Genomic DNA, 26,796 nt, shown 5'->3' with positions numbered 1-26,796 from the left:
TAAGGAGCCTTTTTGTGTCATAAGAATATCAATACCGCTGCTAGTTATAGTTAGGTGCGTACTGTTCATTTGGATGGTTAAAAGTTGGCTTCAAAAAAAGCTTACAGTGCGTATAGTTATACTGATCAGGTGCTATTTTGTCTATAGGAGAGCAGCCTATTTGCACATTTTTTAACCGCTTTGTGTGTTAAAATAGCAATAATTCTACGATTAGTCAGAAAATTTATCCAAGCTTGAAGTTGTTGTTATCGTTGGCTTTACACCTAAAAACGTGAAGTAATCAATAAACCTTATCGGCTTTGTTAAGGGCTGGTTAATTTGTTTTTGCCAAAGTTGTCTGTATTGCTGTGATAACGCCATTGTTTGGTATTGCATAATTGACCAATTAGGACTGGGTTTATACGCCATTGAATTCTTGCATGCGCGGCTCTTCTGCCAACCACTTGGTGGCAATACATCATTGGCAATGAATAAATTAGGCGCCACTTTACCCTGCTGTTTACACAACCACTGCTGTTTTTTCTCTGGAAGTGGGTATTCATCCTCAAAACCATTAAAGTGCATTAGCTCATGCAAAAACACTTGATAGCTCTGTTGAGAATTAATATGCATAATCCCCCCAACCACATTTGCCGCGCCCGACTCTGACATCATTACGATAAAGTCAAAGCCTGCAGGCCAATTGTATGCAACAGCGTTTTCCCAATTACACTGAACTGCCATATCATGATTACGGCAAGAAAACTGATCGCCAACGTAGACAATTTCACTAAAGCAAAAACTATTCTTCTCTGGCTCTGGTTTAGCTTGGTAAAAACGTTTAAATGATTTCAGTGCATTAATTCCTGCATGATGATCAGTCAACATCAACACATTAAATTTACACTGTGGCATGACACTCACTGTGTGTAATGACAATGAAAAATTGTGACGTTTTGCAAAATCGGCCTTTATATACTCTGCATCCGAGCGCTGGCGTAACAACCAAGCTTGCCTCGCATCGCCTTGTGGCAAACGATTCGTTTGCCACAACCATTCAATTGACTGCCACTGCTGCTGAGCAATCAAGTTGTCTGCTAAGGCTTGTTGCTGGTCCACAGCATAATTATCAAACTCGGATTGCCACCACAGCTTAGCTGCCGCAGGGTTACCTTGTTGTAGAAAGCGTAATGCGAGTTGGTAATGAGCATCTAACTCACCTAGTTCAGCGAGTTGCCGTAATTGAACATTATCAACAAGGGTAAGGTTTGAACTCACAACAGTGGGAGCCAAATAGAAAATGGCCACAGCACGTGTTGGGGTTTTATTAAAATAATAAAGATACGAAGGCGTGAAGTCAGATACCGAGCTTGAGAGAGTGCTCAAGCTCAGTAATAACCCGCCTATCAGGTAAACATTAGCTCGCGTCTTCACCAGCCATTAACTCAAGCTCTAGACGCGCATATTTATATTCAACAAACTCATGCACATTTGTTGCAAGAGCAAGCCTAAAATAATCAGCCGCAATGTAATCATTACCTGCTGCTTGATGTAATTTAGCTAGATAGAAATACGCCTCGCATAAACGATGCGCATACTCTTGCTCAGAAGTAACCCCTTCAATAATACCTGATAAGAATTCAAACTCACTGATTTCGCCTAAATACAATGCAAGTAATTGATAACCCCATTGGGATTCGTCAACCCCTTGTGAATTGGCTTTTAAATCAATCAGCGCTTGCTGCTTGTCAGCGTCTGCTTGTGCTAGGTAAAGCCATAAAACACGATAAGGGTCACTGGGTGAGCGGTCTAAAAACTGCTGTAAGTCGTCTTGCGCTAATAATGGACGATTTCCATAATACAACGCTATCCCGCGGTTTAAATAAGCATATTCATGCTGTTCATTGAGTTCCAGCGCCGAGTCAAAAAGCTCATACGCCTGCTCATACTGTTGCATAAGCGTGTGATGAATACCTAAAAAGTTATACACTTCTGCTAAATCAGGCTTTAGTTTAATGGCCCGATTAAAGTCTATACGCGCTAATGTCGACATGCCCAAACTGTCAAATAACACACCGCGATCATAATAAAGTTTTGCTTGTTGTTCTGCACTTAAATCGGTGCGATTAAGCAGCTCTGAATAACGGGCTATGGTAATTTCATTTCGAAAATCAGACGCTAATGGTGCGGTGAACGGCACATTAACAATAGGGACTGACTCAGGCTGAGAAGTTGTTTGACATGCACTTAAAGAAAAAATAGCCACAGCTGTCAATGCTAAGTGTTTAAAAATCATTAAAGTCCTTAATACCTGAATTCTCTGTAGACAAAGTTGAAGCGATTGAGTTTCATTAAAGCATAAAAAAAGGGGCTAAACAGCCCCTTTTTCTTGTATCCAGTAAATTACTGGAAAATCAAACCTTATTCAGCGTCTTTAGGCGCTTCTGCTGTTTCTTCAGCAGCCGGTGCCATCGCTTCTTTGATACTTAAACGTACGCGACCTTGGCGGTCAACCTCAAGTACTTTTACTTGTACTTCTTGGCCTTCGCTTAAGTGATCAGTAACGTTGTTTACGCGCTCAGTGCTGATTTGAGAAATATGCACTAGGCCATCTTTACCCGGAAGGATATTAACGAATGCACCAAAATCAACGATACGAACAACTTTACCTGTGTAGATTGTGCCTACTTCAAGTTCTGCTGTTAATTGCTCAATGCGCTTGATTGCATTATTTGCGCTAATGCCGTCAGTTGCTGCAATTTTGATTGTACCATCGTCTTCGATTTCAATCGTTGTGCCTGTTTCTTCAGTAAGTTGACGAATCGTTGCGCCACCTTTACCAATTACTTCAGCAATTTTCTTCGCCGGAATTTGCATCGTGTAGATACGTGGAGCGAACTGAGATAACTCTTCAGAAGGAGCAGAAATCGCTTCGTCCATTACACCTAAGATGTGTAAACGTGCAGCTTTTGCTTGTTTAAGCGCGATTTGCATGATTTCTTGTGTGATACCTTCGATTTTGATATCCATTTGAAGTGCAGTGATACCGTCTGAAGTACCCGCAACTTTAAAGTCCATGTCACCTAAGTGATCTTCATCACCTAAGATGTCAGAAAGAACAACAAAGTTTTCTTCTTCTTTAACAAGACCCATCGCAATACCTGCAACAGAGGCTTTAATAGGCACACCCGCGTTCATTAACGCAAGAGAAGTACCACATACAGACGCCATTGAAGATGAACCGTTAGACTCGGTGATCTCAGATACAACACGGATTGAGTAAGGGAACTCAGTTAGTGTTGGCATTACAGCTTGGATACCACGCTTAGCTAAGTTACCGTGGCCGATTTCACGACGCTTAGGTGAACCAACAAAACCTGTTTCACCTACGCAGAACGGAGGGAAATTGTAGTTAAGCATGAAGTGGTTTTTGTGCGTGCCCGTTAAATCATCAATTAACTGTGAATCACGTTCTGTACCAAGCGTTGCAGTAACAAGTGCTTGTGTTTCACCACGTGTGAAGATAGCAGAACCGTGAGTACGCGGTAATACACCCGTCATTACGTCTAGTGCACGGATCATATCTGGTTCACGACCATCGATACGTTTTTCACCGGCAGTGATACGGCCACGAACAATTTTCTTCTCTAAAGAACCAAATACTTTACTTACTTCTTGAGTATCAAGTGTTTCGTCTTCAGCAAGCTCAGCAGAAAGCGCTTCAATAACAGCGTCTTTAGCTGCGCCTAACGCTTCTTTACGCGCTACTTTGTCAGTGATGCGGTATGCTTCACCCACTTTATCAGCAGCAAGTTCAGCTACTTTCTCTTCAAGTGCAACGTTCTTTTCTGGTGCAGTCCAATCCCATGTAGGCTTGCCCGCTTCTGCTTTGAACTCATTGATTGCGTTGATGATAGCCTGAGATTGCTCATGACCATATACAACAGCGCCTAACATAACATCTTCAGATAGCACGTTCGCTTCAGACTCAACCATTAATACCGCGTTGTCTGTGCCCGCAACCACTAAATCAAGTTGGCTTTCTTCAAGTTCTTTTAACGTTGGGTTTAGAACGTATTCGCCGTTGATGAAACCAACACGTGATGCACCGATAGGACCATTAAATGGAATACCAGAAATTGCAAGCGCTGCTGATGTACCAATCATTGCAACCATATCAGGTTGGATTTCAGGGTTTACAGAAACAACTGTCGCGATAACTTGTACTTCATTTACGAAGCCATTCGGGAAAAGTGGACGAATTGGACGGTCAATTAAACGTGCAATAAGTGTTTCGCCATCGTTAGGGCGACCTTCACGCTTAAGGAAACCACCTGGGATACGACCCGCTGCGTACATACGCTCTTGGTAGTTAACTGTTAGTGGGAAAAAGTCTTGGCCTGGTTGTGCATCACGCTTACCAACAACAGTAACAAGTACTGAAGTGTCGCCAATGCTTGCAAGTACAGCGCCGTCAGCTTGACGAGCGATAGCACCTGTTTCTAGTGTCACAGTGTGTTGACCTAGTTGAAATTCTTTAATAATTGCTTGCACTTAAAAATGTCCTTTAAATGTAGAAGCAACTCAGAAAAATTAGCCCGTAGGCTGCATCTCTGAATTGGTAAAAATAGTCCATCAAAGTACCAATTACAGTACTTAATTAACCTTAAGTAAAATCAATTAAGTACTACAATTGGCAATGATGATTTTTCAAACACTTAGCAACCTGTGCTACTAAGTTGTGCGCTAGTATACCTTTCATACGCGCACAAAAAAAGGGGCTATATAGCCCCTTTTCTCGTAATCTAGTTCTTAGCGACGTAGGCCAAGCTCTTGGATTAACGCAGTGTAACGTGCAATGTCTTTACCTTTAAGGTAATCAAGCAGTTTACGGCGTTGGCTTACTTTGCGAAGAAGACCACGACGTGAGTGGAAATCGTGCTTGTGATCAGCAAAGTGACCTTGAAGCTTGTTGATATCGAACGTTAGAAGTGCAACTTGTACTTCAGGTGAACCAGTGTCGCCTTCAGCGCGTGCAAATTTAGCAATGATTTCAACTTTTTCTTGATTGCTTAGTGACATAGTAACTCCAAAAATTAATTTAAATTGTGTCTTAGCCGATCACTAATTCAGCCAAAACGATTGAGCGGGCGTATTCTACCAGCTTTAGCAATAACTACAAGGTAATCTTTACTCAGGCAGTTGATTCGATAAACCACGCTTTGATTTTAGGTGACCGTCTTTATGACGCTCGCCTGTGCCAATGAATATACCATCAGCCATTACTTTCACCACACCATCAGGCACGGGCTTACCAATCACCACGGTTTGACCATGGCTAAATGCCATACCTTGTTCTTTACTAATTTCAATCACAGGTAAGTCAACCAACGCGGTATCCATGGGTAACAAAAGCGCATCTAAATAAGTAGACGGTGCAACGTCATCGGCTTTAGCTTGTTGCAATTTTTCTTCAAGTTGCTCAAGCGTCACCATTTTATCACTCGGATAATGACCAACAGCACTTCGGTGCAACATAATAACGTGTGCGCCACACCCTAACTTTTCACCAAGGTCATCCACAATAGTGCGAATATACGTCCCTTTCGATACATGGGCGGTCATTTGCACTTCGTTATTTGCTTCATCAAACTCATCAAGCGTTAAACTAAACACATTAATTTTTCGGCATTTACGCGGTACCTCAATGCCCTCGCGTGCATATTTATATAAAGGCTGGCCTTGATATTTTAATGCTGAGTACATTGATGGGTATTGGTCCGACTCACCTAAAAAACTTGCGATCTTTTGCTCGAGTTGAGCACGAGTTACCGCTACTGGACGCGTTTCAACAACTTCGCCATCCGAATCTGAGGTGGTTGTACGTTCCCCAAGTTTAGCGCGTACGACATACGTTTTGTCCGTGTCTAACAAAAACTGGGTAAACTTAGTTGCTTCACCAAAACAAATCGGCAGCATGCCTGTTGCAAGCGGATCGAGCGCGCCGGTGTGCCCGGCCTTCTGTGCAAAGTAAATGCCCTTTGCTTGCTGCAATGCTTTATTAGACGAGATACCTTTCGGCTTGTTAAGTAATAAAATGCCGTCAATTGCACGGCCTTTACTGCGTCTAGCCATTAGTCTTTAGTGCCTTCTTCGCTATCATCTTCGTTGACATGCTTTGCATTATCTTCACGAATAACCGAGTCCACTAAATTTGAAATACGCATACCTTCCATCAGTGAGTTATCAATGACAAAACGTAACTCTGGCATAATGCGCGCACGAATGCGTTTACCTAATAAAGAACGAATATAACCCGTTGCTTCATTCAGGATTTTAGCGCTCTGCTTGGCTTTATCTTCATCATCAGTATTGAATACTGTAATAAATACTTTTGCGTACGAAAGATCGCGAGATACCTCAACTGCAGACACCGTTACCATACCTAAGCGCGGGTCTTTAATTTCGCGTTGAAGAATAACAGCAATCTCTTTTTGAATTTGCTGTGCAACACGATCAGTGCGAGAAAATTCTCTCATTATACTTCACTCTAAAATTATAACTTATTGATGTATATAAATAAGTTAATTTAATTACGAATACACAAATGGGGGCTTAGCCCCCATTTATAATAGTGACTTAGACGAAATTAAAGTGAACGTTGTACTTCAACCGTCTCGAACACCTCGATTTGGTCGCCAACTTTAACATCGTTATAGTTCTTAACGCCGATACCACATTCCATACCGTTACGAACTTCAGCTACGTCATCTTTAAAGCGACGTAATGATTCAAGCTCACCTTCATAGATAACCACGTTATCACGAAGTACACGGATAGGTGCGCTACGCTTAACGATACCTTCGGTCACCATACAACCTGCGATAGCACCAATCTTAGGTGACTTAAACACGTCACGAACTTCAGCAAGACCAATGATCTCTTGCTTAAATTCTGGTGCAAGCATACCAGACATGGCTTGTTTAACTTCTTCGATCAGGCTGTAGATTACGCTGTAGTAACGTAGGTCTAGGTTTTCTGATTCAATCACTTTACGTGCTGATGCATCGGCACGAACGTTAAAGCCTACAACGATTGCATTAGAGGCTGCTGCAAGTGTTGCGTCAGTTTCGGTGATACCACCTACGCCTGAACCAACAATCTTCACTTTAACTTCATCAGTAGATAGTTTAGTTAATGAATCAGCAATTGCTTCAATTGAACCTTGTACGTCCGCTTTAAGTACCACGTTAACTTCAGAAACATCGCCTTCAGTCATGTTAGTAAACATGTTTTCAAGCTTCGCTTTTTGTTGACGCGCTAGTTTCACTTCACGGAACTTACCTTGACGATATAAAGCAACTTCACGGGCTTTACGCTCGTCTTTAACCACCGTTGCTTCATCACCTGCAGCAGGGATACCAGAAAGACCTAGAATCTCTACAGGAATAGATGGGCCAGCAGACTTAATGTCTTTACCGTTCTCATCTTTCATTGCACGTACACGGCCGTATTCAAGGCCACATAGTACGATATCGCCTTGGTTAAGCGTACCAGACTGAACTAAGATAGATGCAACTGGACCACGGCCTTTATCTAAGCGTGATTCGATTACAACACCCGCAGCCATCCCTTCTGATGGTGCAGTTAGTTCTAAGATCTCAGCTTGCATTAATACCGCTTCAAGTAAGTCATCAATGCCTAAACCTGTTTTTGCAGAGATATGGACGAATTGCGTGTCGCCACCCCACTCTTCAGGAATAACGTCTAGCTGTGCTAATTCGTTTTTAACGCGATCTGGATCTGCGCCTTCTTTGTCCATTTTGTTTACAGCAATGATTAGAGGCACACCAGCTGCACGCGCATGCTGAACCGCTTCTTTAGTTTGTGGCATTACACCATCATCTGCTGCAACAACAAGGATTACGATATCAGTGGCTTTTGCACCACGAGCACGCATTGAGGTAAATGCGGCGTGACCTGGTGTGTCTAAGAACGTGATCATGTTGCCATTTGTTTCAACATGATAAGCACCAATGTGCTGAGTGATACCACCCGCTTCACCTGATGCTACTTTCGCTGAACGAATGTAGTCAAGTGTTGACGTTTTACCATGGTCAACGTGACCCATTACTGTCACAACCGGTGCACGAGGAAGCGCTTTGCCTTCTTCGTTACGGTCGTTTAGCACTTTCTCTTCTAATTCATTTTCTTTAACAATGATAACCTTGTGTCCCATTTCTTCAGCAACAAGCTGTGCTGTTTCTTGGTCGATCACTTGGTTGATGGTAACCATGTCACCCATTTTCATCATTGTTTTAACAACTTCGGCACCTTTAACAGCCATACGCGATGCAAGTTCAGCAACAGTGATAGTTTCACTGATACGAACTTCATTTTTAACGTCTGCGGTTGGTTTTTGGAAACCATGCTGTAACGATGTAGGCGCTTTAAGCTTGCCTTTTTTACCTTTAGGTGCAACAAATTTTTCTTTTGCTGGACCTTTTTTCTTTTTCTTAGCACGGCGAGCAGTTTGCTCTTCACGAGCATCAGACTCATCTTCTGCTTCACGTGCATAAGTTGAAGTCGTAAGGTGGTGATCAGCGCTTTCTTCACGCTGCTTACGCTCTTCTTCTTCTTTCTTCCAGCGAGCTTCATTTTCTTCAGCTAGCTTTCTTGCCTCTTCTGCTTGACGTTTCGCTTCTTCTTCAGCTTTTCTCAATGCGGCCTCTTCTGCTTCTTTTTGCAGACGCTCAGCTTCGGCGCGATCTTTTTCAGACTTAGCACTTTGTTCTGGGGTCATCTGCTTCTGTTTCGCTTTACGCTCAGCTTCAGCTTTGCGTTTAGCCTCTTCTTTGGCTTTACGCTCAGCTTCTTCTTTCGCTTTACGTTCTGCCTCTTGTTTCGCTTTTAGCTCCTCAGCTTCTTGCTGGGCTTTAAGCTCTGCTGCTTTACGTGCAGCTTCTTCTGCAGCTAAACGCTCTTCTTCTTGCTGTTGCTCAATGGCGCTTTTCTTAACATAAGTACGTGTTTTACGTACTTCTACTTGTACAGACTTTGCTTTACCTGTAGAGCCAGTCACACTCAGTGTGCTCTTGCTTTTACGTTGCAAAGTCATGCGAGCAGGGCCTTCCGAGCCCGTGCCGCCATGCTGCTTGCTAAGGTGGTCAAGTAACGTTGACTTTTCAGCCTCGCTCACCATATCACCTGCTTTTTTAGAAATACCGGCTTGCTCAAGCTGCTGTAGTAACTTATCAACAGTTGTACCAATATCTCCGGCTAGTTTTTCAACATTTACTTCTGCCATAGTGTGTAATACCTCCGTTAATAAATTACTCGTCTGCGAACCAACAAATGTTACGCGCAGCCATAATTAGTTTGCCAGCTTCTTCTTCTGAAAGCTCAGTGATATCAACTAACTCGTCGATACCTTGCTCGGCTAAATCTTCTAATGTTATAACACCTTTACTTGCCATAACGAATGCAAGGTGACGCTCTAAACCTTCAAGGGCTAATAAGTCCTCTGCAGGTTCTGCACCTTCTAGGCTTTCTTCAGTTTTAAGTGCTTTGGTTGTCAGTGCGTCTTTCGCACGTGAACGTAAAACATCAACTGTTTCTTCGTCTAAGCCATCAATTTCTAAAAACTCTGATGCTGGTACGTAAGCAACTTCTTCAAGGGTTGAGAAACCTTCGTTGATTAGTAATGTTGCAAACTCATCATCGATATCTAGGTACTCAGTAAATAAGTTGATTAACTTGTCTGACTCAGCTTCATTTTTCGCACGCATTTCATCAACCGTCATTACGTTTAATTCCCAGCCAGTTAACTGGCTAGCAAGACGAACGTTTTGACCATTTCGACCAATTGCTTGCGCTAGGTTATCAGCTTCAACAGCGATATCCATTGAGTGCGTGTCTTCGTCCATCACGATAGATGCTACCTCAGCAGGTGCCATCGCGTTAATAACGAATTGCGCTGGGTTATCATCGTAAAGTACGATATCAACACGCTCGCCACCAAGTTCAGTAGACACCGCTTGAACACGCGCACCACGCATACCTACACAGGCACCTACTGGGTCAATACGTTTGTCATTTGACTTAACAGCGATTTTCGCACGTGAACCTGGATCACGCGCTGCTGCACGTAATTCAATCATTTCTTCGCCAATTTCTGGCACCTCAATGCGGAATAGCTCCATGAGCATTTCAGGCTTAGAACGCGTTACGAATAACTGTGCGCCACGCGCTTCAGGTTTAACTTCGTAAAGAAGACCACGAATACGGTCGCCCGGACGGAAGTTTTCACGCGGTAGCATGTCGTCACGGTAAATAACCGCTTCTGCATTGTTACCAAGGTCAAGTACGATAGCATCACGCGTTGCTTTTTTAACAACACCCGTTACTAACTCACCTTGTTGGTCTTTGTATTCTTCAACAACAAGTGCACGCTCAGCTTCACGTACTTTTTGTACGATAACTTGCTTAGCCATTTGTGTTGTAATACGGTCAAACTTAATTGACTCAATTTGTTCTTCTACGTAATCACCCATTTGCAATTCAGGGTCTTCAACTTGTGCCGCTTCAAGCGTGATTTCGCTATACGGGTGCTCAAGTGAACCATCTTCTTGCACAGGAGCGATTTTCCAGCGACGGAATGTATCGTAATTACCTGTTTTACGGTCAATTGATACGCGAACGTCAATTTCACCATCGTGTTTTTTCTTTGTTGCAGTCGCTAATGCGAACTCTAACGCTTCAAAAATCTTTTCTTTTGGAACCGCTTTCTCATTGGAGACGGCTTCAGCAACCAATAATATTTCTTTTGCCATGGGTTATGCCTCGCTTGCCCTATTCCTTCGCACTCGAATTAAAACTTTGCGATGATGTTCGCACGTTCAATGTTACTTAGCATAATCATATGCTCAGTCCCATCTGCTGAAAGTGTGATCATATCACTGCTAACTGATACTAAATCGCCTTTAAAATTACGGCGACCATCTTGTGGAAGCTTAGTACGCACGCGTACTTCTTCTCCTTGTGCCTTCTCGTAGTGATCTTGTTTGAATAATGGACGATCAACACCAGGAGACGACACTTCCAAATCGTATTCGTTTGTAATTGGGTCTTCGACATCTAAGATTGCGCTAACTTGACGACTTACGTCGGCACAATTGTCTACCGTGATCCCTGCATCATGATCGATGTAAACACGTAATGTAGAGTGGCGACCAGCTTGCACAAACTCAAGACCATGTAACTCAAAGCCTAACATTTCAACGGCTGGTGAGAGCATGGCTACTAAATCTTGCTCAAGTTTTGTCACGAAAATCCTCCATACAAACAAAAAAAGGGCATATAGCCCTGAAATACTGAGTTTAATAATGATTCATAAAATCATGCTAGATCAGATACAACAACGCCCCGAACCAAGCGGGGCGTCACACCTAAAGCATAAAACTGTGTGGCCTAGGGCCAAGCTTGGTTGCGGTCAATTACCTGACTAAATTAAACTAAATAGCCTAAACGCAAAACGCGCATTACCCAGAATGCGCGACTTCATACAGTAAAAAATTACTGTGCATGTTAAAGACAACTTACGATGTTTTAACATGAATTTGGTTGCGGGAGCCGGATTTGAACCGACGACCTTCGGGTTATGAGCCCGACGAGCTACCAGGCTGCTCCATCCCGCGCCAATGGATATCAAGTAAATTACTTAATATCGTTTGCTTGAGTGGCAAGCACATCAAGTCAATGGCGGCTATTATAAGCATGTAGCGCTCAATTAGCAACCTTCGGGCATGAATTAGTTGGACAATTTTTTACGAAAAAAAATAATGACAACCTTGTCATAAAATTTCCTATTTCCGGAAAAATAGGTCTATAGTTAACACTATAAGAAGAACAAACTATAGTGTTGGCTATTAAGCGATTTTCCTATGAGTCTATCTATTTTTCAAAAAAGGCTTTTACAACAGAATGTTGAACTGCTAAAACCTGATTTCCATCAATTTACGCACACCTTTTACCACAATTTGAGCCAGCGTAATCTAACAATGACGATGCCAAGCGAAGAGAGTGTAAGCAAACGAAGCTATATACTATTTTGTGCGCTTAATAAGGTTGTGTCACACCTTGATGACTTACCTTTGGTGATGCCTTTCATTCAATATATAGCAAACAACCTAAGCTTTTTGAATGTATCAAGTCACGATATAGACCATTTGTGTGACGCATTTTTCGACACGCTGGAGTCCCAGCAAAGAGGCTTAAACAGCCACCTAAAACAAGCGTGGTCACAGGCAATTCGTATATTTTCCAACATTGTTAAAAGCTATTTGTTTGCTTACAGTAATGTGATTTCAATCAATACACGTTGCGCTACTCGACTTAGTTCGTAGTTGAGGGCTGACACTAATTAATGTTGAGTAAGTTCATTATTCAATCTATCGATTTGGCGCTGCTCAACAGCAATGAGAGTATTAAATTTACTGGTCACCGCAGACATTTTGTCTGATAAAGCCTGGTCGCTACTCGCATCGACTAGATTAGTCGGTCTGGTAGAGGCTTGTTGCTCAAGGCGCTTAATCTGTTGATTTAGCTCAACATGATAACGGTCAATTTTGTCTTTGTGCTCTGCGATTTCACGTTTAATCTGTTCACTACGAATAAAATGGTCAATTTCATTCTGTTCTGTATCGTTACTTTGCAAAACTAACTGGCTTTTTTCTGTGCTTAACCTGTCTATATTACGCTGCTCATTGTTGATCAATAAATTATAACGTTCTGAAACGGCAGACATCTGTTTAGCTATGGCGGCTTCTTTTTTTGCTCCGACCAAATTGTGCAGTTGCGCATCGGCTTGACTGCTTAATGCCGCAATTTCATTGTTCATCCGTTCTGAGTAAGAGTCTATTTTATTATTGTGTTCTGCAATTTTGGCGTCTATTTGCTTTAATCGAATATAGTTATCAATCTCTGCTGTTACATCGCTTGATTCAGAAACAGGTTTTGGCGAGCCTAATAATGTGGGGTTTTGCTCTTTAACGGTGATCAACTTTGCATCTTTGCCGCAAGGTTGTTGGCTAAACTCAACAATGCCATTTTTTTCACATTGATAAATTGCCGCGTTGGCCGCCTTGCTCAAAGTGACCCCTAAACAAACCAGTGTAAATAAAGTAAAGAAGCGTGGTTTCATAATATCGTCCCTGTTGTTTATCCTGTGTTTCTGTAAGCATGTTGTGGGCCAACACGATCTAAATTCAGCGGTATTACGTAGTAATTTAAATCAATTATCATGGGTTTACTATTGTGCATTACTCTACTTTGCGATTTATTTTTGGCGATCAACTCAATGCTAGCCACAGCTGGTATAAAGATGAAGATCAGCACACCACTCTTTATGTCATCGCTGAGCTAAAACAAGAAACCGATTACGTAAAACATCATACACAAAAAATTGCCGCCTTTTTCTTAGCAATGGAACACTTTGCAAAGGCGCTCAAAAGCGCGGGGTTTAATGTGCTACATCTTACCTTAGATGACACAAAAGATGACGAATCATTACCCGCCCTTCTTACTCGTTTAGCGAAACACTACCAATGTAAACGCATTGAATACCAGTATCCCGATGAATACCGACTCAAACAGCAATTACAGGCATTCTCAGAAAACAGTGAGTGTGCGATTAACGCATACGACACAGAGCATTTTTTACTTCCCTTTAATGATATATGCCAACACTTTAAAAAAGACAAGCATGTAAAAATGGAATTCTTTTATCGCACAATGCGTAAACGATTCAATATATTAATGGACGAAAACAATGAACCGGTCGGAGGCAAGTGGAACTTTGATCAACAAAATAGAAACAAGTTAAAACAACATGATCTCAACGCAATTCCTGAACCACTGTGCTTTGGGCACGATGTTAAGGACATTCTTTCACGCATAAAAAAACATAACATAACGACATTTGGAGAGTGCAATCATTCGATACTTTGGCCAACAACACGTTATGAAGCAAAGCAGCTTCTTGATTTTTTTTGCGATCATTTGTTAGTTCACTTTGGGCAATTTCAAGATGCGATGACCTGTCAATCTGAGCACCAATGGTCGCTATATCACAGCCGCTTGTCGTTTGCTCTCAACACTAAAATGCTGCACCCAATGCAGGTTATTAAGCGCGTGATTGAGGCTTTTGAAAAACAGCAGCAAAAAATTGATATTGCCCAAGTTGAAGGATTCATTAGACAAATTCTGGGCTGGCGCGAATATGTGCGTGGTATTTACTGGCAAAATATGCCTGACTACGCCAACAAAAATGCCCTTGAAGCAAAGCGTGCCCTGCCCGACTATTTTTGGCACGCAAACACTAAAATGAAATGTATGCACCATGCAATTAAGCAAAGTTTAGACACCGCCTATGCTCATCATATTCAACGTTTGATGATAACGGGTAACTTTTGTTTGCTTACAGCCATAAACCCAAATGAAGTCGATGCTTGGTATTTAGGTATTTATATTGATGCTATCGAATGGGTTGAAATGCCCAACACTCGCGGCATGAGTCAATTTGCAGACGGCGGCTTAATTGCCACTAAACCGTATGCCGCAAGTGGTAATTACATTAATAAAATGAGTGACTATTGTAAGGATTGCCATTACAACGTGAAAGAAAAAGCCACCGATGATGCGTGCCCTTTCAATAGTTTATATTGGAACTTCATGTTAGAGCACGAACAATTGCTTAGCAAAAATCCGCGTATAGGCATGATTTATAACACCTGGTATAAACAAGACGAATCGCAGCAACAAGCCACTCTCAAACGCGCAAAGTGGTGCGTCGATAATTTAGAGAAATTATAAAAAAGGCCGCCTCAAATGAGGCGGCCTACTTCTAACAAATAACAAGGGGAAACAATGCTGATTACAGCTTAATTACTTATTCTCAAGCAATTTACCACTGCCAATTTCAATTTTACGTGGTTTGAGTGCTTCAGGAATTTCACGCTGTAAATCAATGCTTAAAAGTCCATTTTCAAGGTCTGCACCGAGTACTTTAACGTGGTCACCTAGTTGGAACTTACGTTCAAAGTTGCGCTCAGCAATTCCTTGATGGATAAACTTACGCTCTGCATTGTCTTCTTTGTCAGCTTTTGTGCCGCTGACTTTTAATGTATTGTTTTCTGACTCAATGGTCAGTTCACTTTCACTAAAACCGGCAACGGCCATAGTGATACGGTATTTGTCTTTATCTAATGCTTCGATGTTGTATGGAGGAAAACTTGGCTGCTTGTCTGTGCGTGCTGCCGCATCCATTAATGATGCTAAATGATCGAAGCCAATGAATGAACGATAAAGTGGTGATAAGTCTACTGTACGCATAATAATATCCTCATATTTAAGCGATATTTTGTTAGTCCTCTTCTTTTGAACAAGTGCTAACAAAGTTAAATTAATTATATAAATTTCAATTACTTTGGTTTGTTTGGGACCCATCAGGCGTCCTCACTAAACGATTTATGGGCAAGCAAAATCTTTTCAAGATTTTTTACAAAAAAAATTGCAATTTTTTTCTCTTTTTGAAATTTATTGAGGCTTATTCTGGTCTGAATAAGTTGATTTTAAAGGGCTAAGCACGTACAAAATAAAAATGAAAAAAATACCCTCAGTTTTAAAAAAAACAGTCGCTTTGACTAAAAACCTGCTGTTGATGGCTATCATCTTGTATGCCGTTACGCTATTTCGGCAACGAAATTTATTACCAACAGACCACACTCCCGCCCCCTATTTCAATTTAGCGACACTCGACAATCCACAGCAACGCGTCACCATTGCCGATTTAAAAGGCACAAACACAGTGCTGTATTTTTTTGCCCCTTGGTGCAGTATTTGTCGCTACAGTATGCCTAATCTCGAAAAAGCCTATCAACAAGGCGAACTGAACGCGGTTGCCATTGCCCTTGATTATGAAAATATTGACGAGATAACGCAGTTTACAGATTCACTAGACTTAACGATGCCCGTTTTATTAGGGACGCGGTATACAGGACAAGATTACAAAGTCAGTGCCTACCCAACGTATTATGTTATTAATGAGCAACTCGCGATTACAGCTCATTCTATGGGGTATTCCACAGAACTTGGGCTGCGCATACGAACACGTAAGTGACTTAAGAGGCACTCAGAGAAAAAACAGAATAGAGTAATCGATTTTATGCACTGTTTTTATGAATCTAATTCGTTAATATGATAACTAGACCAACACACTTACATCGAGGAGAGCGATATGTTGACTGTAATTTTTGGCCGTGAGGGCTGCCCATACTGTGTACGCGCAAAAGACGTAGCAGAAAAACTAGCGAACGAGCGTGAGGATTTTAAATTTCGCTACATCGATATTATTAAAGAAGGTATCAGCAAAGCAGATTTAGAAAAGTCTGCTGGCAAACCTTGCCCAACCGTTCCACAAATTTTTATTGACCAAACTCACATTGGTGGCTTCACAGAATTCGAAGCATACGCTAAAGAAAATTTAGGGTTATATCAATAAATTGTAAACATGGTTGATTTTGGTAAATTACAACTGATTAAATTATGACCAACATCAACCACATACAAATTAGTTGTAATTTATACAAGCAATTGCATTGTATTTCCTATACAATGCGCGCCTCTTTAAATTCGTTGAGGCGTATTAATGTCAGAACCAGTCACGTTTGAATCTTTAAATCTTTCTCCTGCAATTTTAAAAGCAGTTGAAGAGCTAGGTTACAAGACTCCATCTGAAATCCAAGCTCAATGTATACCGTTATTGCTAGAAAGAAAGGACGTACTGGGACTAGCGCAAACGGGTACAGGTAAAACAGCAGCATTTGCACTGCCATTACTAAATAATATTGACCCGTCTGTGAAACAGCCACAGATCCTTGTTCTAACGCCTACGCGTGAACTTGCGATCCAAGTAGCTGAGGCATTCGAACAATATGCTAAGCATACTCGTGGTGTAGAAGTTTTAGCCCTTTATGGTGGCCAAAGCTACAGCATCCAATTAAGTGCACTTCGTCGTGGCGCGCAAATCATTGTTGCAACGCCAGGCCGCTTAATCGACCACATTAACCGTGGCACAATCAAATTCGAGAGCTTACAAGCCCTTGTTCTTGATGAAGCGGACGAAATGTTACGCATGGGTTTCATTGATGATGTAGAAAGCATCATGGAAAAAACACCGCGTGAAAAGCAAACATGTCTTTTCTCTGCAACCATGCCTAAGCAAATCCAAAATATCAGCAGCAAATACATGAACGAGCCTGAGCAAGTTCATATTTCAGCGCGTAACTCAACAGTATCGACTGTTGAACAAGTATTTTGGAATGCACACGTACACAAAAACAAAGCGATCGTGCGCTTCTTAGAAGCTGAAGAATACGATGGTGCGATTGTTTTCGTACGTACACGTAATGACACAGTACAATTAGCTGAATTACTTGAGCGCGAAGGTTTCTCTGCCGCACCACTTAATGGTGACATGAACCAACAAGCACGTGAACGCACTGTAGAGCGTTTGAAAAGTGGTTTACTTGATATCGTAATTGCAACCGACGTTGCAGCACGTGGTCTAGATGTTGACCGTTTAAGCTTGGTAATTAACTACGATATTCCACAAGACTCTGAAGCCTACGTTCACCGTATTGGCCGTACAGGTCGTGCGGGTCGTTCAGGTAAAGCGATTCTTTTCGTAAAACACAACGAGCGTTATTTACTTAAAAATATCATTCGTCATACGAAGTCTGAAATTGCACAAGTAGATTTACCAACAGCGAAAGTTGTTGAAGAAAAACGCATCAAAGCATTGCAAGACAAGTTGACTATTGCACTTGAAAATAAAGACATCACGTTCTTTAACCAAGTAGCGGCCAACATGGCTGAAAAGCTTGAACTAAGCTTCGAAGACTTAGCAGGTGCCTTACTGTGTTTAGCGCAGCAACAATCACCAATCAAGGTTGAAGAAGTTAAAGTTCAACCGCGTGGCGAACGTACAGAACGCGGTGGTGATCGCCGTCGTAACGAACGTGCTGACCGTGGTGATCGCCCTGCTCGCGAACGTAAACCGCGTGAGCCGCGTGAACGTAACAGCCGCAGCATGGGTCCTATGGATACATACCGTATCGAAGTAGGTCGTGAGCACGGTGTACAAGTTAAAAATATCGTTGGTGCGATTGCTAACGAAGCAGATATCTCAAGCAAGTTTATTGGTGACATTCGTCTGCACGACAGTCACAGTACGGTACAATTACCGCAAAACATGCCTAAAGATGTGCTTGATCACTTCCAAAAAGTGTTTATTTGTAAACGCCCAATGGGAATGACACTCACCAAAGCTGAAGCCGCTTCTGAGCGCCCAGAGCGCAGCGAACGCCCAGCAGGTGAGCGCAGTGATAAAAAGCGTAGCTTCAAAGACAAAGACCGTGGTGAAAAACGTAGCGGCCCTCGTAAAGAGCGTCGTCCAGTAAGCTTCACAGCAAACTAAGCGTTTAAAGCTAACGACTAAAAAAACCTTGTCATGAGAGTGACAAGGTTTTTTTGTGTCTGAAGTAAAGCTGTCAGCCTAAACTTTCAGTCTTAAGTTAATAAACACCTAGAAACTTTTGGACATCATTAAAGAAAAATTCATCAACATTAAAATATTGAATAAAACTATCTTTGCACCCTTGCTCCTTATATAAGAAAACTACATAACATATTAATTTTGCTGCTAGCTTGATTATGTCGTCCCTATGTAATTTACTAGCATTAGGCTCATAAATGTAGCGGCTTGATTTAAAAGATTCTCTATATTTTTCTAGAATTTCAAGCTCATTTTTATTAACTAAAAATTTTGCGATATCAAGAGGTAATGAGTGATATAGAATAATTAAATCATGTGGATCAGACTTCTTTGGTAAACTTTTTCTATCGAAGATATATGTTTCATTTGGCTTACTTATATTACCTACAGCAAGAGCATTAAAACTTTTAAATAGTATTTCGATAGATAAAACCGATAAAACACTTTGAAGCCCCATTCTCTGATGCGACGCAGTTTTAGCTACCATATAATAATCATATGCACATTCAATCATATATGGTCGAAACTCAACTTGAGGTAATGATTTAATATCTATTTTAAGTTTCAATTATATTTCCCATATGAAATCTAAATAAATAGAAATTGAAAAAGCCTCAGCATGGCTGAGGCTTTATTACTTAATCGTTATGAACCCGCTGGGTACACGTAGCTTGACTGTAGGCCGAGTGGGATGCCTAAGCCCCAATATGCTAGTAAGAAGATACTCCAGCCGATTAGGAACGCGATAGAGTACGGCAGCATCATGGCAATTAAGGTGCCGATACCTGTGCCTTTAACATACTTCTGGCAGTACACGACAACCAATGGGAAGTAAGGCATTAACGGGGTGATAATGTTTGAGCTTGAATCACCCACACGGTACGCTGCTTGGGTTAAGTCTGGCGATATGCCTAATTGCATTAACATAGGCACAAAAATAGGCCCAAGTAATGCCCATTTTGCCGAGCTTGAACCCACAAACAAGTTTACGAATGCAGTTAAGAAAATAATACCAATCACGGTTACAGAACTGGGTAATTGCATGGCTTTTAACAGCTGTGCACCTTCTATTGCCAGTAATGCCCCAAGGTTTGATTTACTAAATGCCGCGATAAATAACGCACAGAAAAACGCCATAACAATATAATACGCCATGCCGCCCATTGCTTTACTCATGGCATCAATCATGTCTTTAGAGCTTTTGAACGTGCCAACCACAAAGCCATAAACTGCACCAGGTATCCAGAACAGTAGGAAAATTAGTGGCACGATAGACTGCATCAAAGGTGAACGGAAGTTAGTCAGTGAGCCATCGGGGCTGCGCATAGCTGAGTCTGCGGGAGCGGATACAAACCAAAGTAAAGCAAGGCCTGCTACCATCACTGTGCTTGCAATATAAAACGCACGCTTTTCATCGCTACGCGCTTCATCAAAAGCGGGTAAGTCTTCGGTGTCACCATCAAGTGGGGTATTTTGTAAGCGTGGTTCAATAATTTTATCGGTAATGTACCAGCCTAATAAAATAATGAATAAGCTTGAAGCTGAGGTGAAAAACCAGTTATTTAACGGGTTAATCGCCATATCAGGATTAATAATTTGGGCTGCACTTTGGGTAAAGCTTTGCAGTAATGGATCGATACCTGATGGAATGAAATTGGCACTAAAGCCCCCACTCACGCCCGCAAAAGCCGCAGCAATACCCGCAAGAGGATGACGACCCATCGCATAAAAAATAACCCCAGCAAGCGGGATAACTAACACGTAGCCAGCATCAGTTGCGGTGTGGCTAACAATCGCCACTAAAATAATAGACGGGGTCAATAGCTGCTTAGGAGTGACTTTTAGCATTAGCTTTAAGCCCGTATTGATAAAGCCTGAATGCTCAGCAACCCCAACACCTAACATTGCAACAAGCACAACACCTAAAGGAGCAAAGCCTGTAAAGGTTTTTACCATCGACGATAAAAAGGTGGCTAAGGAATCACCCGCCAACAAATTATGGACAACAATGGCCTCGCCTGTTCGTGGGTCTATGGCGTCAAATGTCATGCCCGAAAAAAGCCACGACAGCAGCCAAATAAGTAACATGGCCACTAAAAAGATAATGGCCGGATCAGGAAGCTTATTGCCTACCCTTTCAATCGTATTTAAAAAACGTGCGATTGCTCCGCTTGGTGCCTGCACATCATTGTTATTATTCATTTTCGAATTCCCTAGAAAAATTTCTTGCTTACCTTATCGCATCCGCGTTAAGAGGTAAATTTTAAGTTAACTAAGCTATCCGATTTGGGTACTTAAACTATATAAAAAAAGCGGCCAAAGCCGCTTATTTAAATAACATCAACACCGATTAGGCTAATGCTTTTACTTCATCCCATAAACGAACCACTAATGCTTTATCATCTTCGTTAAGCTCCCCATTACGGTATGCTTTAACCAGGCTCGACTCGACTTGGTTATTAAGCTCGTCGGTTGATAAGTTTAATTCTTCAACTTGCGCATACCCTACCGCCAAATCAAAATGGCCTCGTAAATAGCCACCAGCAAATAACTCATCATCGGTTGCTTTATCAACTAAATCATCAAAATATTGCTGCGCTGCATCAATATAATTTACTAAACTCATGGTTATCTCTCCTCTGGGTGCAGCCCATCTTGATGACCTACTGCATACATTATATGGTCATTGAAACCTGTGGTTACTCGAATATAACCACTTAATTCATCGTCTAACTCACTGTCGCCAGTATCGGCAATCAATGGGCGGCCATTCAAGGCCTGTAATTTTGTTTTGGTTGCGACCACAATAATATTATCGCGGCCGATAGCACGAATAAGTGCTGGACTGAGCTGTTGATTTCCACGACCAAAAATATGGCCCTGACCACCGATCAGGGTGATCACTAATTTAGTCGGTTTACCGAGTGTTAGCTCCAGTAATTGCTGTGCAGTTAAATCCTGAGCAATCAGCGCTTGGTCTGCCACTAAATCAACACCGAGTAAGGTATTCTCTAGGCCCATTTCTTCCATAATGGCAGCAACTGTTGAGCCACTGCCCATGACGTATAAAGTCTCTTCATCCATGTCAGACACCACATAAGCAGCAATATCAGCAAGCACTAACTCGTCGGTTTCTTTACCACCATTTTTAACCGCTTGCACGTAACGTACTTCGCTCGGCACTTGCATTTCACCATACCGCTTTGCTTTTACAGTGCCTTCGCGAAATGCGGCTTCGTCGATATCCATCACGTCTGCATCGCCTAAGCTCACCAACTCACCTTTTACAAGCATTTCAACCACTCGGCCCGCAGCTTTTGGGGTAATAGCATACACACCTGAATGAATTTTACAGCCTGCGGGAATGCCCAACACGGGTGTAGTGTCGCCAACAGCATGACAAATATTTCGGGCTGTTCCGTCACCGCCTGCAAATAAAATAAGGTCTACGCCTTGTTCTACGAGACGCTTTGCAGCTTGCTCGGTGTCATCCGGCGTCGTAACGTCGCCACTGTGATAAATAACCTGGGTATTAAAGCCTAATTGGGTGGCTGTTCGCTCCCCCATTTCACCATTAACGGTGTATATAATGAGCGAGTCTTGATACGCAAGTAATACTTCAAGTGCTGCACGGGTGCGTAAATTTGCTTTGGGTTCTGCGCCGAGTGCCATGGCTTTCGCTGCTGTATCAGCACCATCACTGCCTTTAAGAGCTACACTGCCACCAAGCCCTGCAACAGGGTTTACAATTAAACCTAACTTAAACTGCATCAGATAACTCTCCTGGATGTTGCCATACAAATTGTGCACTTGTCAGTGGCCACGGGGTCTTATAAAAATCACTGAGTGCTTTTAGTAGTGCGTAAGTTCGTTGATTAAAACCAGACGCTAGTAAACTTAATAGGTGCTGGTGAACACGCTGCTGAAAAGCAAAACGACACGTTTGTTCGCCATTTAAATTATCGACCGAAACATTAAAGTCAAAGCCTGCCGCAGCGCTAAGCGCCCATTCTATTGCTTGGGGTTTAACTTCTACCGCTTCAAACTCAGCTTGCTGATGTTTATCACGACCATCAGGACAATACCAATAGCCATAATCTTCCAGTAAGCGGCGTTTTTCACCTGCCACCAGCCAATGGGCAATTTCGTGGAGTGCACTGGCGTAAAAACCATGCGCAAAGACAATTTGATGATAAGTCGTTTGCTCATCTGCAGGCAGGTAAATAGGCTCGTCAGCACCTTTAATTAAGCGCGTGTTATGGCTTTGATAAAAAGTGCTGTCAAAAATAGCGATTAAATCGGCAATCTGATGCATACTGGCTTACATTCATCTCGTTAAAAGCGTTACAACAACGCACCAAAAACGAGGCGAATTGTACGGACTTTTCAGCCTAAAGTAAAAACAACCCCTCTCGGTTAGAGGTATTTTGCGATATCGACGTTATCTATTTGTTCAGGGCTCAAATAGCGTTTTGCGTATTCAAGGTAAATGCCTGAACTTAAAAACAGTTTAAATACGTCACGATCAATATGATCGTCATCGACCATTTTAGCTAAAATATCAATAGCAACACTCAATGGTTTGGCCTTTTTATATGGCCTATCTGCTGCAGTGAGTGCTTCAAAAATATCAGCAAGTACTAACACTCGTTCAGGTATCGATAAGTCATCCGCTGATAATTTACGCGGATACCCCGTGCCTTTTAAGGTTTCGTGGTGGGTCGATGCATAGCGCGGCACACGGGCTAGCTCTTCAGGGAATGGCACATTATTAAGCATACGAATCGTGCTGATAACGTGTTCATTAATTTTAAATCGGTCTTCTGCGGTAAGTGTTCCACTTCTAATTTGTAAGTTATATAACTCACCTAAATTATACTTGTATTCAGGAACCGACATTTTTATACCTAAATTAGCATCGTATTCCACAGCCTTGTGGTGCGTAATTAGGTCACTGGGTTTATCACTTAACAGCGTTTCTTCAACAGGTAAAGATTGCCCCTTTAAATCTGCAAAGCGCATTTCTTCTAGAGGCGATAAACCAAGCGTTGCATCGAAATGCCGATGCCACTTAATACACGCAACGTCTTTTAAGCGTGCAAGCTGCTCATCATCCATAAATTCACTTCCCACATTGCAAGTAGCAATGAAAGCAAAGTCAGCATGTAATTTGTCTGTTTCAGCGTCTAACTGCTGTTGCAGTGTCTCCTCGTGTGTTGGGTTTTCAAGCAGCTTTTCGTAGTAGTTTATTTTAGCGTCGCGCAGCAACACTTCAAAACGTGTACGGATTTCATGAATACGATTATAAATGGTTTCTAGTTTGGTGCCTTTGTCTACAATGTGTTCTGGCGTGGTAATTTTACCACAGTCATGTAACCACGCTGCCAGTCTAAACTCACGTTTTTCATCTTCGTTTTCAAATGCAAACTCTGCAAAGGCGGGATCTGTTGAATCAGATGCAGCATTTGCAAGCCAAATGCCAAGCTCAGGGACACGTTCGCAATGCCCTGCTGTATAAGGTGATTTATCATCAATCGCTTGGGCTATAAGTTCAACAAACGATTCCATGAGTGCTTTTTGTGAGTTTTCGTGTTTCTCTATAGAGCGGCTCATATCAACCATTGAATTGGCTAAATAATGAATTTCGAGAATGCTACTTGACAGAGTAGACACATTTTTATACTCGCGCTGCTGAATTTTTTTGTTCTCACCAACAAGCTTTAAAATTGGATTCACAATTGATGATGCAAAAAACCACGATATTGGCAGTAGCAGTAATAAACATAAACTCGTTATTAAAATAGAAATCCGAATTTTCTCGCGAATGACCGCAAGTACATCTTCTTTTGCTACCAATACAGTGAAGAAATCGTCATTGTCAGCTTGCATGTCACCGCTTAATGGTAAGGGCACGACAAACATGTATTTTTCTATCCCATTTTCATGTACATCCAGCATTTTGCCAAACTGATGACGCTTATTTGCAAGGCCTGTTTTTTGGTCATCAAGCTTAATAAGCGCTGATAAATCATCAAAGGTATGCTGATGGCTTTGCGTTCTACTGCTGGCAATAATGTCACCACTGCCCTGATAGACATACATTTCGGCGGAAACCAAAAACTGCATTTTAGTCTGTTGCTCAGTTAAATACGCACTTAAACTCGAACTTGCTATATCCACCGCAAGCACATCGCCGGTATCATCTGACTTAATCGAATAGGTATAACCCGGTACGTGGTAAACATTAAACATGTACGGTTCAGATTTGGTAACAACCCCACTTTCTGCGTCTTGAAACCATATTCGCGTTCGTGGATCAAAATCGGTTTGTTGTTCTTCTGCTTTACGGACTGTCAGTTGTGAGTCTAAAAATAACATCGACTTACGACGCTCTTCACCTTCCCCCGATACTTTAATGACCAGCCATTTATACTCATCTTTTATATTCAAGCTGGCGGGTAAATTTGCATACCCTTTTAGATTAATAACTTGGAGAAAATCACCATTCGCACGCCCTAAAATAAGTGAATAAAAATCTGTGTGGCGACTAAGCACCTCTATGAGTACATTTCGAAAAATCTCATAGTTACCTTGGCTTTGTGAAAATAGGCGTGTGTCATGAACCATCACGCTGAGGGTGTTATCTGCACGCTGATTTATACGTGTGATATGATCAGCAATCTGCTGGCTTGTTTGCTTAAATTGCTGAGCTTTGGTGTGCAATACTAACTTTTCGCTGAAGTAATAATGCAAGCTAATCGCCACAATTCCCGTTAAAAGACTGGCAAGCGCAAAGACTAAGAGAACACTCGCTCTAATTGATATTTTATAGCCTTTTTTATGGCGTGATAGCATTATGCATCTCCTTGCATGCTCTCTTTATTGAATGAATATAAGAAAAAAGAAGTACAGATAATATATACAAGTATCTTTGGATAATTACAATTTATTGACTAAATTAAACGCACCTTGGTATCGATTAAATTTTAATAACCAATTGATTTCTTCCGCCTTCCTTAGCTTGATACAAAGCCAAATCAGCTCGTGATATCACTGATTTTTGCTGCTCCTCACGCATGATGGTCAGACCAAAACTTGCTTGTATCGATAAAGAGCAACTACCTAATTTAAACTCCTCGGCATTTAACCTTGCTATCATGCCGTTTATAAGCGCAGTGGCATCTTTTAATGAACAAAGCGGCAGTACAATGACAAACTCTTCACCACCAAATCGATAGACATCATCAGCACTGCGCAGAGAGTTCGTTAAAAAAGTCGAAAAGTGCTTAAGCACGGTATCCCCCATTTCATGTCCATGGGTATCGTTTACGCGTTTAAAGTAATCAATATCAGCTAAAACGACACACACATGTTTCGTTTTATTTTGCTGCTTAATTAATTTTTGATATCCCTCATAATTATTATCAAACGCACGCCGGTTAGGCAGCTGTGTGAGCGCATCTTTAAATGCCTGTCTTTTCATTTCATCTGCAAGTTGACTTAGCTGAGTGTTACGAACAAAAAGCTGCCGACGCATTAAATGCTCATGAGCCGACATAACGACCCCTGCAAAATTAGCGGATACATGTGCCAACCCAACCATATAAAAAGTATGGCTACTTACATCTTTATTAAAATAAATAACGGTAATTGCAAATGCACTGTAAGACACACCGATTAAGGTGGCATTCTTTAATGACAATAAAGTAGAGAAATACATAGTGATCAAAATAATCACATCAAAAAACATATGCAGGACATAATGGCGCTCAAAGGTGAACACCATAAATTGCATACTAAAAAATAAGAATGTCATAAACGCAGCCACCGCCTGCGATAATTGCTGTGGCGTCCGGATATAGCACACCCCAAGTGCAGTGATCACACAAACTGCAACAGAAATAGTCCGGCTAAATAATGCAATACCGGGCCAAAAGCTGGGTTGAATTATCATTTTATCGGAATAGGTCACCAGCATAATCATAATGGCGGTGATACAGGCAAGAAACTGTGCAGTTTTTTTATCTTGCTCAAGCTTACTTTGAGTAAATGCTTGCTCAACTTGCATAGAGTTGAACCGACAAAAGTAGCGTGCAATTGACATATCTTGATTTAATAACTTTGCACCGAATGTGCTCATAATTATATACCTACGCAGGAACGGAAAAAGGCGAGTAATGAGGTGTTTAAATAAAGAGCAACCG

At 41.7% G+C, this 26,796-nt stretch carries 21 protein-coding genes, 1 tRNA gene and 1 pseudogene; 4 read left to right on the top strand and 19 right to left on the bottom strand.

Translation table 11 applies throughout. The features are described from left to right. Nucleotides 1-210: 210 nt before the first annotated feature. From BWD47_RS09895 to BWD47_RS09840, 11 genes are all read right to left on the bottom strand, one after another. Nucleotides 211-1,365, bottom strand: coding sequence for a hypothetical protein (locus BWD47_RS09895; protein WP_075593894.1), 1,155 nt, complete (start codon nucleotides 1,363-1,365; stop codon nucleotides 211-213). Nucleotides 1,366-1,396: 31 nt separating this feature from the next. After that, a complete protein-coding gene (nlpI, locus tag BWD47_RS09890) occupies nucleotides 1,397-2,275 on the bottom strand; it encodes a lipoprotein NlpI (protein ID WP_036969883.1) in 879 nt (292 codons plus the stop codon). A gap of 125 nt (nucleotides 2,276-2,400) precedes the next feature. Continuing rightward, nucleotides 2,401-4,533, bottom strand: coding sequence for a polyribonucleotide nucleotidyltransferase (pnp, locus tag BWD47_RS09885; protein ID WP_036969884.1), 2,133 nt, complete (start codon nucleotides 4,531-4,533; stop codon nucleotides 2,401-2,403). A 258-nt stretch (nucleotides 4,534-4,791) separates the two neighbouring features. Next, entirely contained in the window at nucleotides 4,792-5,061 is a 270-nt protein-coding gene (gene rpsO / locus BWD47_RS09880; RefSeq protein ID WP_036969894.1) for a 30S ribosomal protein S15, read from the bottom strand. 108 nt (nucleotides 5,062-5,169) lie between these two features. Continuing rightward, nucleotides 5,170-6,114, bottom strand: coding sequence for a tRNA pseudouridine(55) synthase TruB (gene truB / locus BWD47_RS09875; RefSeq protein WP_075593893.1), 945 nt, complete (start codon nucleotides 6,112-6,114; stop codon nucleotides 5,170-5,172). Next, nucleotides 6,114-6,518: a 30S ribosome-binding factor RbfA gene (gene rbfA, locus BWD47_RS09870; RefSeq protein ID WP_036969898.1), complete on the bottom strand. Its 405-nt coding sequence runs from the start codon at nucleotides 6,516-6,518 to the stop codon at nucleotides 6,114-6,116. Before rbfA ends, truB begins: the two co-directional genes overlap by 1 nt. Nucleotides 6,519-6,628: 110 nt before the next feature. Continuing rightward, nucleotides 6,629-9,286, bottom strand: coding sequence for a translation initiation factor IF-2 (infB, locus tag BWD47_RS09865; protein WP_065978793.1), 2,658 nt, complete (start codon nucleotides 9,284-9,286; stop codon nucleotides 6,629-6,631). Nucleotides 9,287-9,311: 25 nt separating this feature from the next. Further along, the gene (gene nusA, locus BWD47_RS09860; RefSeq protein ID WP_065978792.1) at nucleotides 9,312-10,811 is read right to left on the bottom strand and encodes a transcription termination factor NusA; all 1,500 of its coding nucleotides are present in this window, start codon (nucleotides 10,809-10,811) and stop codon (nucleotides 9,312-9,314) included. 38 nt (nucleotides 10,812-10,849) lie between these two features. Beyond that, nucleotides 10,850-11,305 carry a ribosome maturation factor RimP gene (gene rimP / locus BWD47_RS09855; protein ID WP_036969905.1) on the bottom strand — a complete coding sequence of 152 codons (456 nt, stop codon included), beginning with the start codon at nucleotides 11,303-11,305 and terminating at the stop codon, nucleotides 10,850-10,852. Nucleotides 11,306-11,598: 293 nt separating this feature from the next. Continuing rightward, nucleotides 11,599-11,675 (bottom strand) — tRNA-Met (locus BWD47_RS09850). 725 nt (nucleotides 11,676-12,400) lie between these two features. Beyond that, nucleotides 12,401-13,180, bottom strand: a complete 780-nt coding sequence (locus tag BWD47_RS09840; protein WP_075593892.1) for a DUF4124 domain-containing protein — start codon at nucleotides 13,178-13,180, stop codon at nucleotides 12,401-12,403. Between the two features lie 110 nt (nucleotides 13,181-13,290). Here BWD47_RS09840 and BWD47_RS09835 point away from each other — a divergent pair, with 110 nt between their 5' ends. Beyond that, a complete protein-coding gene (locus BWD47_RS09835) occupies nucleotides 13,291-14,850 on the top strand; it encodes a cryptochrome/photolyase family protein (protein ID WP_075593891.1) in 1,560 nt (519 codons plus the stop codon). A 72-nt stretch (nucleotides 14,851-14,922) separates the two neighbouring features. Here BWD47_RS09835 and BWD47_RS09830 read toward each other — a convergent pair whose 3' ends face one another. Beyond that, nucleotides 14,923-15,369, bottom strand: coding sequence for an Hsp20 family protein (locus BWD47_RS09830; protein WP_036971655.1), 447 nt, complete (start codon nucleotides 15,367-15,369; stop codon nucleotides 14,923-14,925). 307 nt (nucleotides 15,370-15,676) lie between these two features. Here BWD47_RS09830 and BWD47_RS09825 point away from each other — a divergent pair, with 307 nt between their 5' ends. The 3 genes from BWD47_RS09825 to BWD47_RS09815 all read left to right on the top strand — a co-directional run bounded on the left by BWD47_RS09825 (nucleotide 15,677) and on the right by BWD47_RS09815 (nucleotide 18,514). Then, nucleotides 15,677-16,156, top strand: a complete 480-nt coding sequence (locus BWD47_RS09825) for a TlpA disulfide reductase family protein (protein ID WP_256719329.1) — start codon at nucleotides 15,677-15,679, stop codon at nucleotides 16,154-16,156. A gap of 117 nt (nucleotides 16,157-16,273) precedes the next feature. Further along, nucleotides 16,274-16,537 (top strand): GrxA family glutaredoxin, encoded by a 264-nt coding sequence (locus BWD47_RS09820; RefSeq protein WP_036969909.1) that lies wholly within the window; start codon nucleotides 16,274-16,276, stop codon nucleotides 16,535-16,537. Nucleotides 16,538-16,684: 147 nt separating this feature from the next. Continuing rightward, complete coding sequence (locus tag BWD47_RS09815; protein WP_036969910.1) at nucleotides 16,685-18,514, top strand: DEAD/DEAH box helicase; 1,830 nt, start codon at nucleotides 16,685-16,687, stop codon at nucleotides 18,512-18,514. Nucleotides 18,515-18,611: 97 nt separating this feature from the next. On the opposite strand, the gene BWD47_RS09810 is transcribed toward BWD47_RS09815, so the two are convergent. The 7 genes and pseudogenes from BWD47_RS09810 to BWD47_RS09780 all read right to left on the bottom strand — a co-directional run bounded on the left by BWD47_RS09810 (nucleotide 18,612) and on the right by BWD47_RS09780 (nucleotide 26,732). Beyond that, nucleotides 18,612-19,160, bottom strand: coding sequence for a hypothetical protein (locus tag BWD47_RS09810; protein WP_075593889.1), 549 nt, complete (start codon nucleotides 19,158-19,160; stop codon nucleotides 18,612-18,614). A gap of 77 nt (nucleotides 19,161-19,237) precedes the next feature. Continuing rightward, the gene (locus tag BWD47_RS09805) at nucleotides 19,238-20,794 is read right to left on the bottom strand and encodes an AbgT family transporter (RefSeq protein ID WP_065978787.1); all 1,557 of its coding nucleotides are present in this window, start codon (nucleotides 20,792-20,794) and stop codon (nucleotides 19,238-19,240) included. Nucleotides 20,795-20,942: 148 nt separating this feature from the next. Next, nucleotides 20,943-21,218: a YfcL family protein gene (locus BWD47_RS09800; protein ID WP_036969913.1), complete on the bottom strand. Its 276-nt coding sequence runs from the start codon at nucleotides 21,216-21,218 to the stop codon at nucleotides 20,943-20,945. Nucleotides 21,219-21,220: 2 nt separating this feature from the next. Next, nucleotides 21,221-22,363, bottom strand: a complete 1,143-nt coding sequence (locus BWD47_RS09795; protein ID WP_075593888.1) for an ATP-NAD kinase family protein — start codon at nucleotides 22,361-22,363, stop codon at nucleotides 21,221-21,223. Then, nucleotides 22,353-22,907 carry an elongation factor P hydroxylase gene (locus tag BWD47_RS09790; protein ID WP_036969921.1) on the bottom strand — a complete coding sequence of 185 codons (555 nt, stop codon included), beginning with the start codon at nucleotides 22,905-22,907 and terminating at the stop codon, nucleotides 22,353-22,355. Before BWD47_RS09790 ends, BWD47_RS09795 begins: the two co-directional genes overlap by 11 nt. Nucleotides 22,908-23,008: 101 nt before the next feature. Continuing rightward, nucleotides 23,009-24,598, bottom strand: a pseudogene (locus BWD47_RS09785) (HD-GYP domain-containing protein); the annotation flags it as partial. Nucleotides 24,599-25,571: 973 nt separating this feature from the next. Beyond that, the gene (locus BWD47_RS09780) at nucleotides 25,572-26,732 is read right to left on the bottom strand and encodes a GGDEF domain-containing protein (RefSeq protein WP_051501806.1); all 1,161 of its coding nucleotides are present in this window, start codon (nucleotides 26,730-26,732) and stop codon (nucleotides 25,572-25,574) included. Between the last annotated feature and the right edge of the window lie 64 nt (nucleotides 26,733-26,796).

Origin of the sequence: Pseudoalteromonas sp. PAB 2.2 (genome assembly GCF_001938575.1) — a bacterium.
Taxonomy (GTDB): Bacteria; Pseudomonadota; Gammaproteobacteria; order Enterobacterales; family Alteromonadaceae; genus Pseudoalteromonas; species Pseudoalteromonas lipolytica.
The sequence above is the reverse complement of the archived record's forward strand: the minus strand, read 5'-3'. Positions and strand labels throughout refer to the sequence as shown.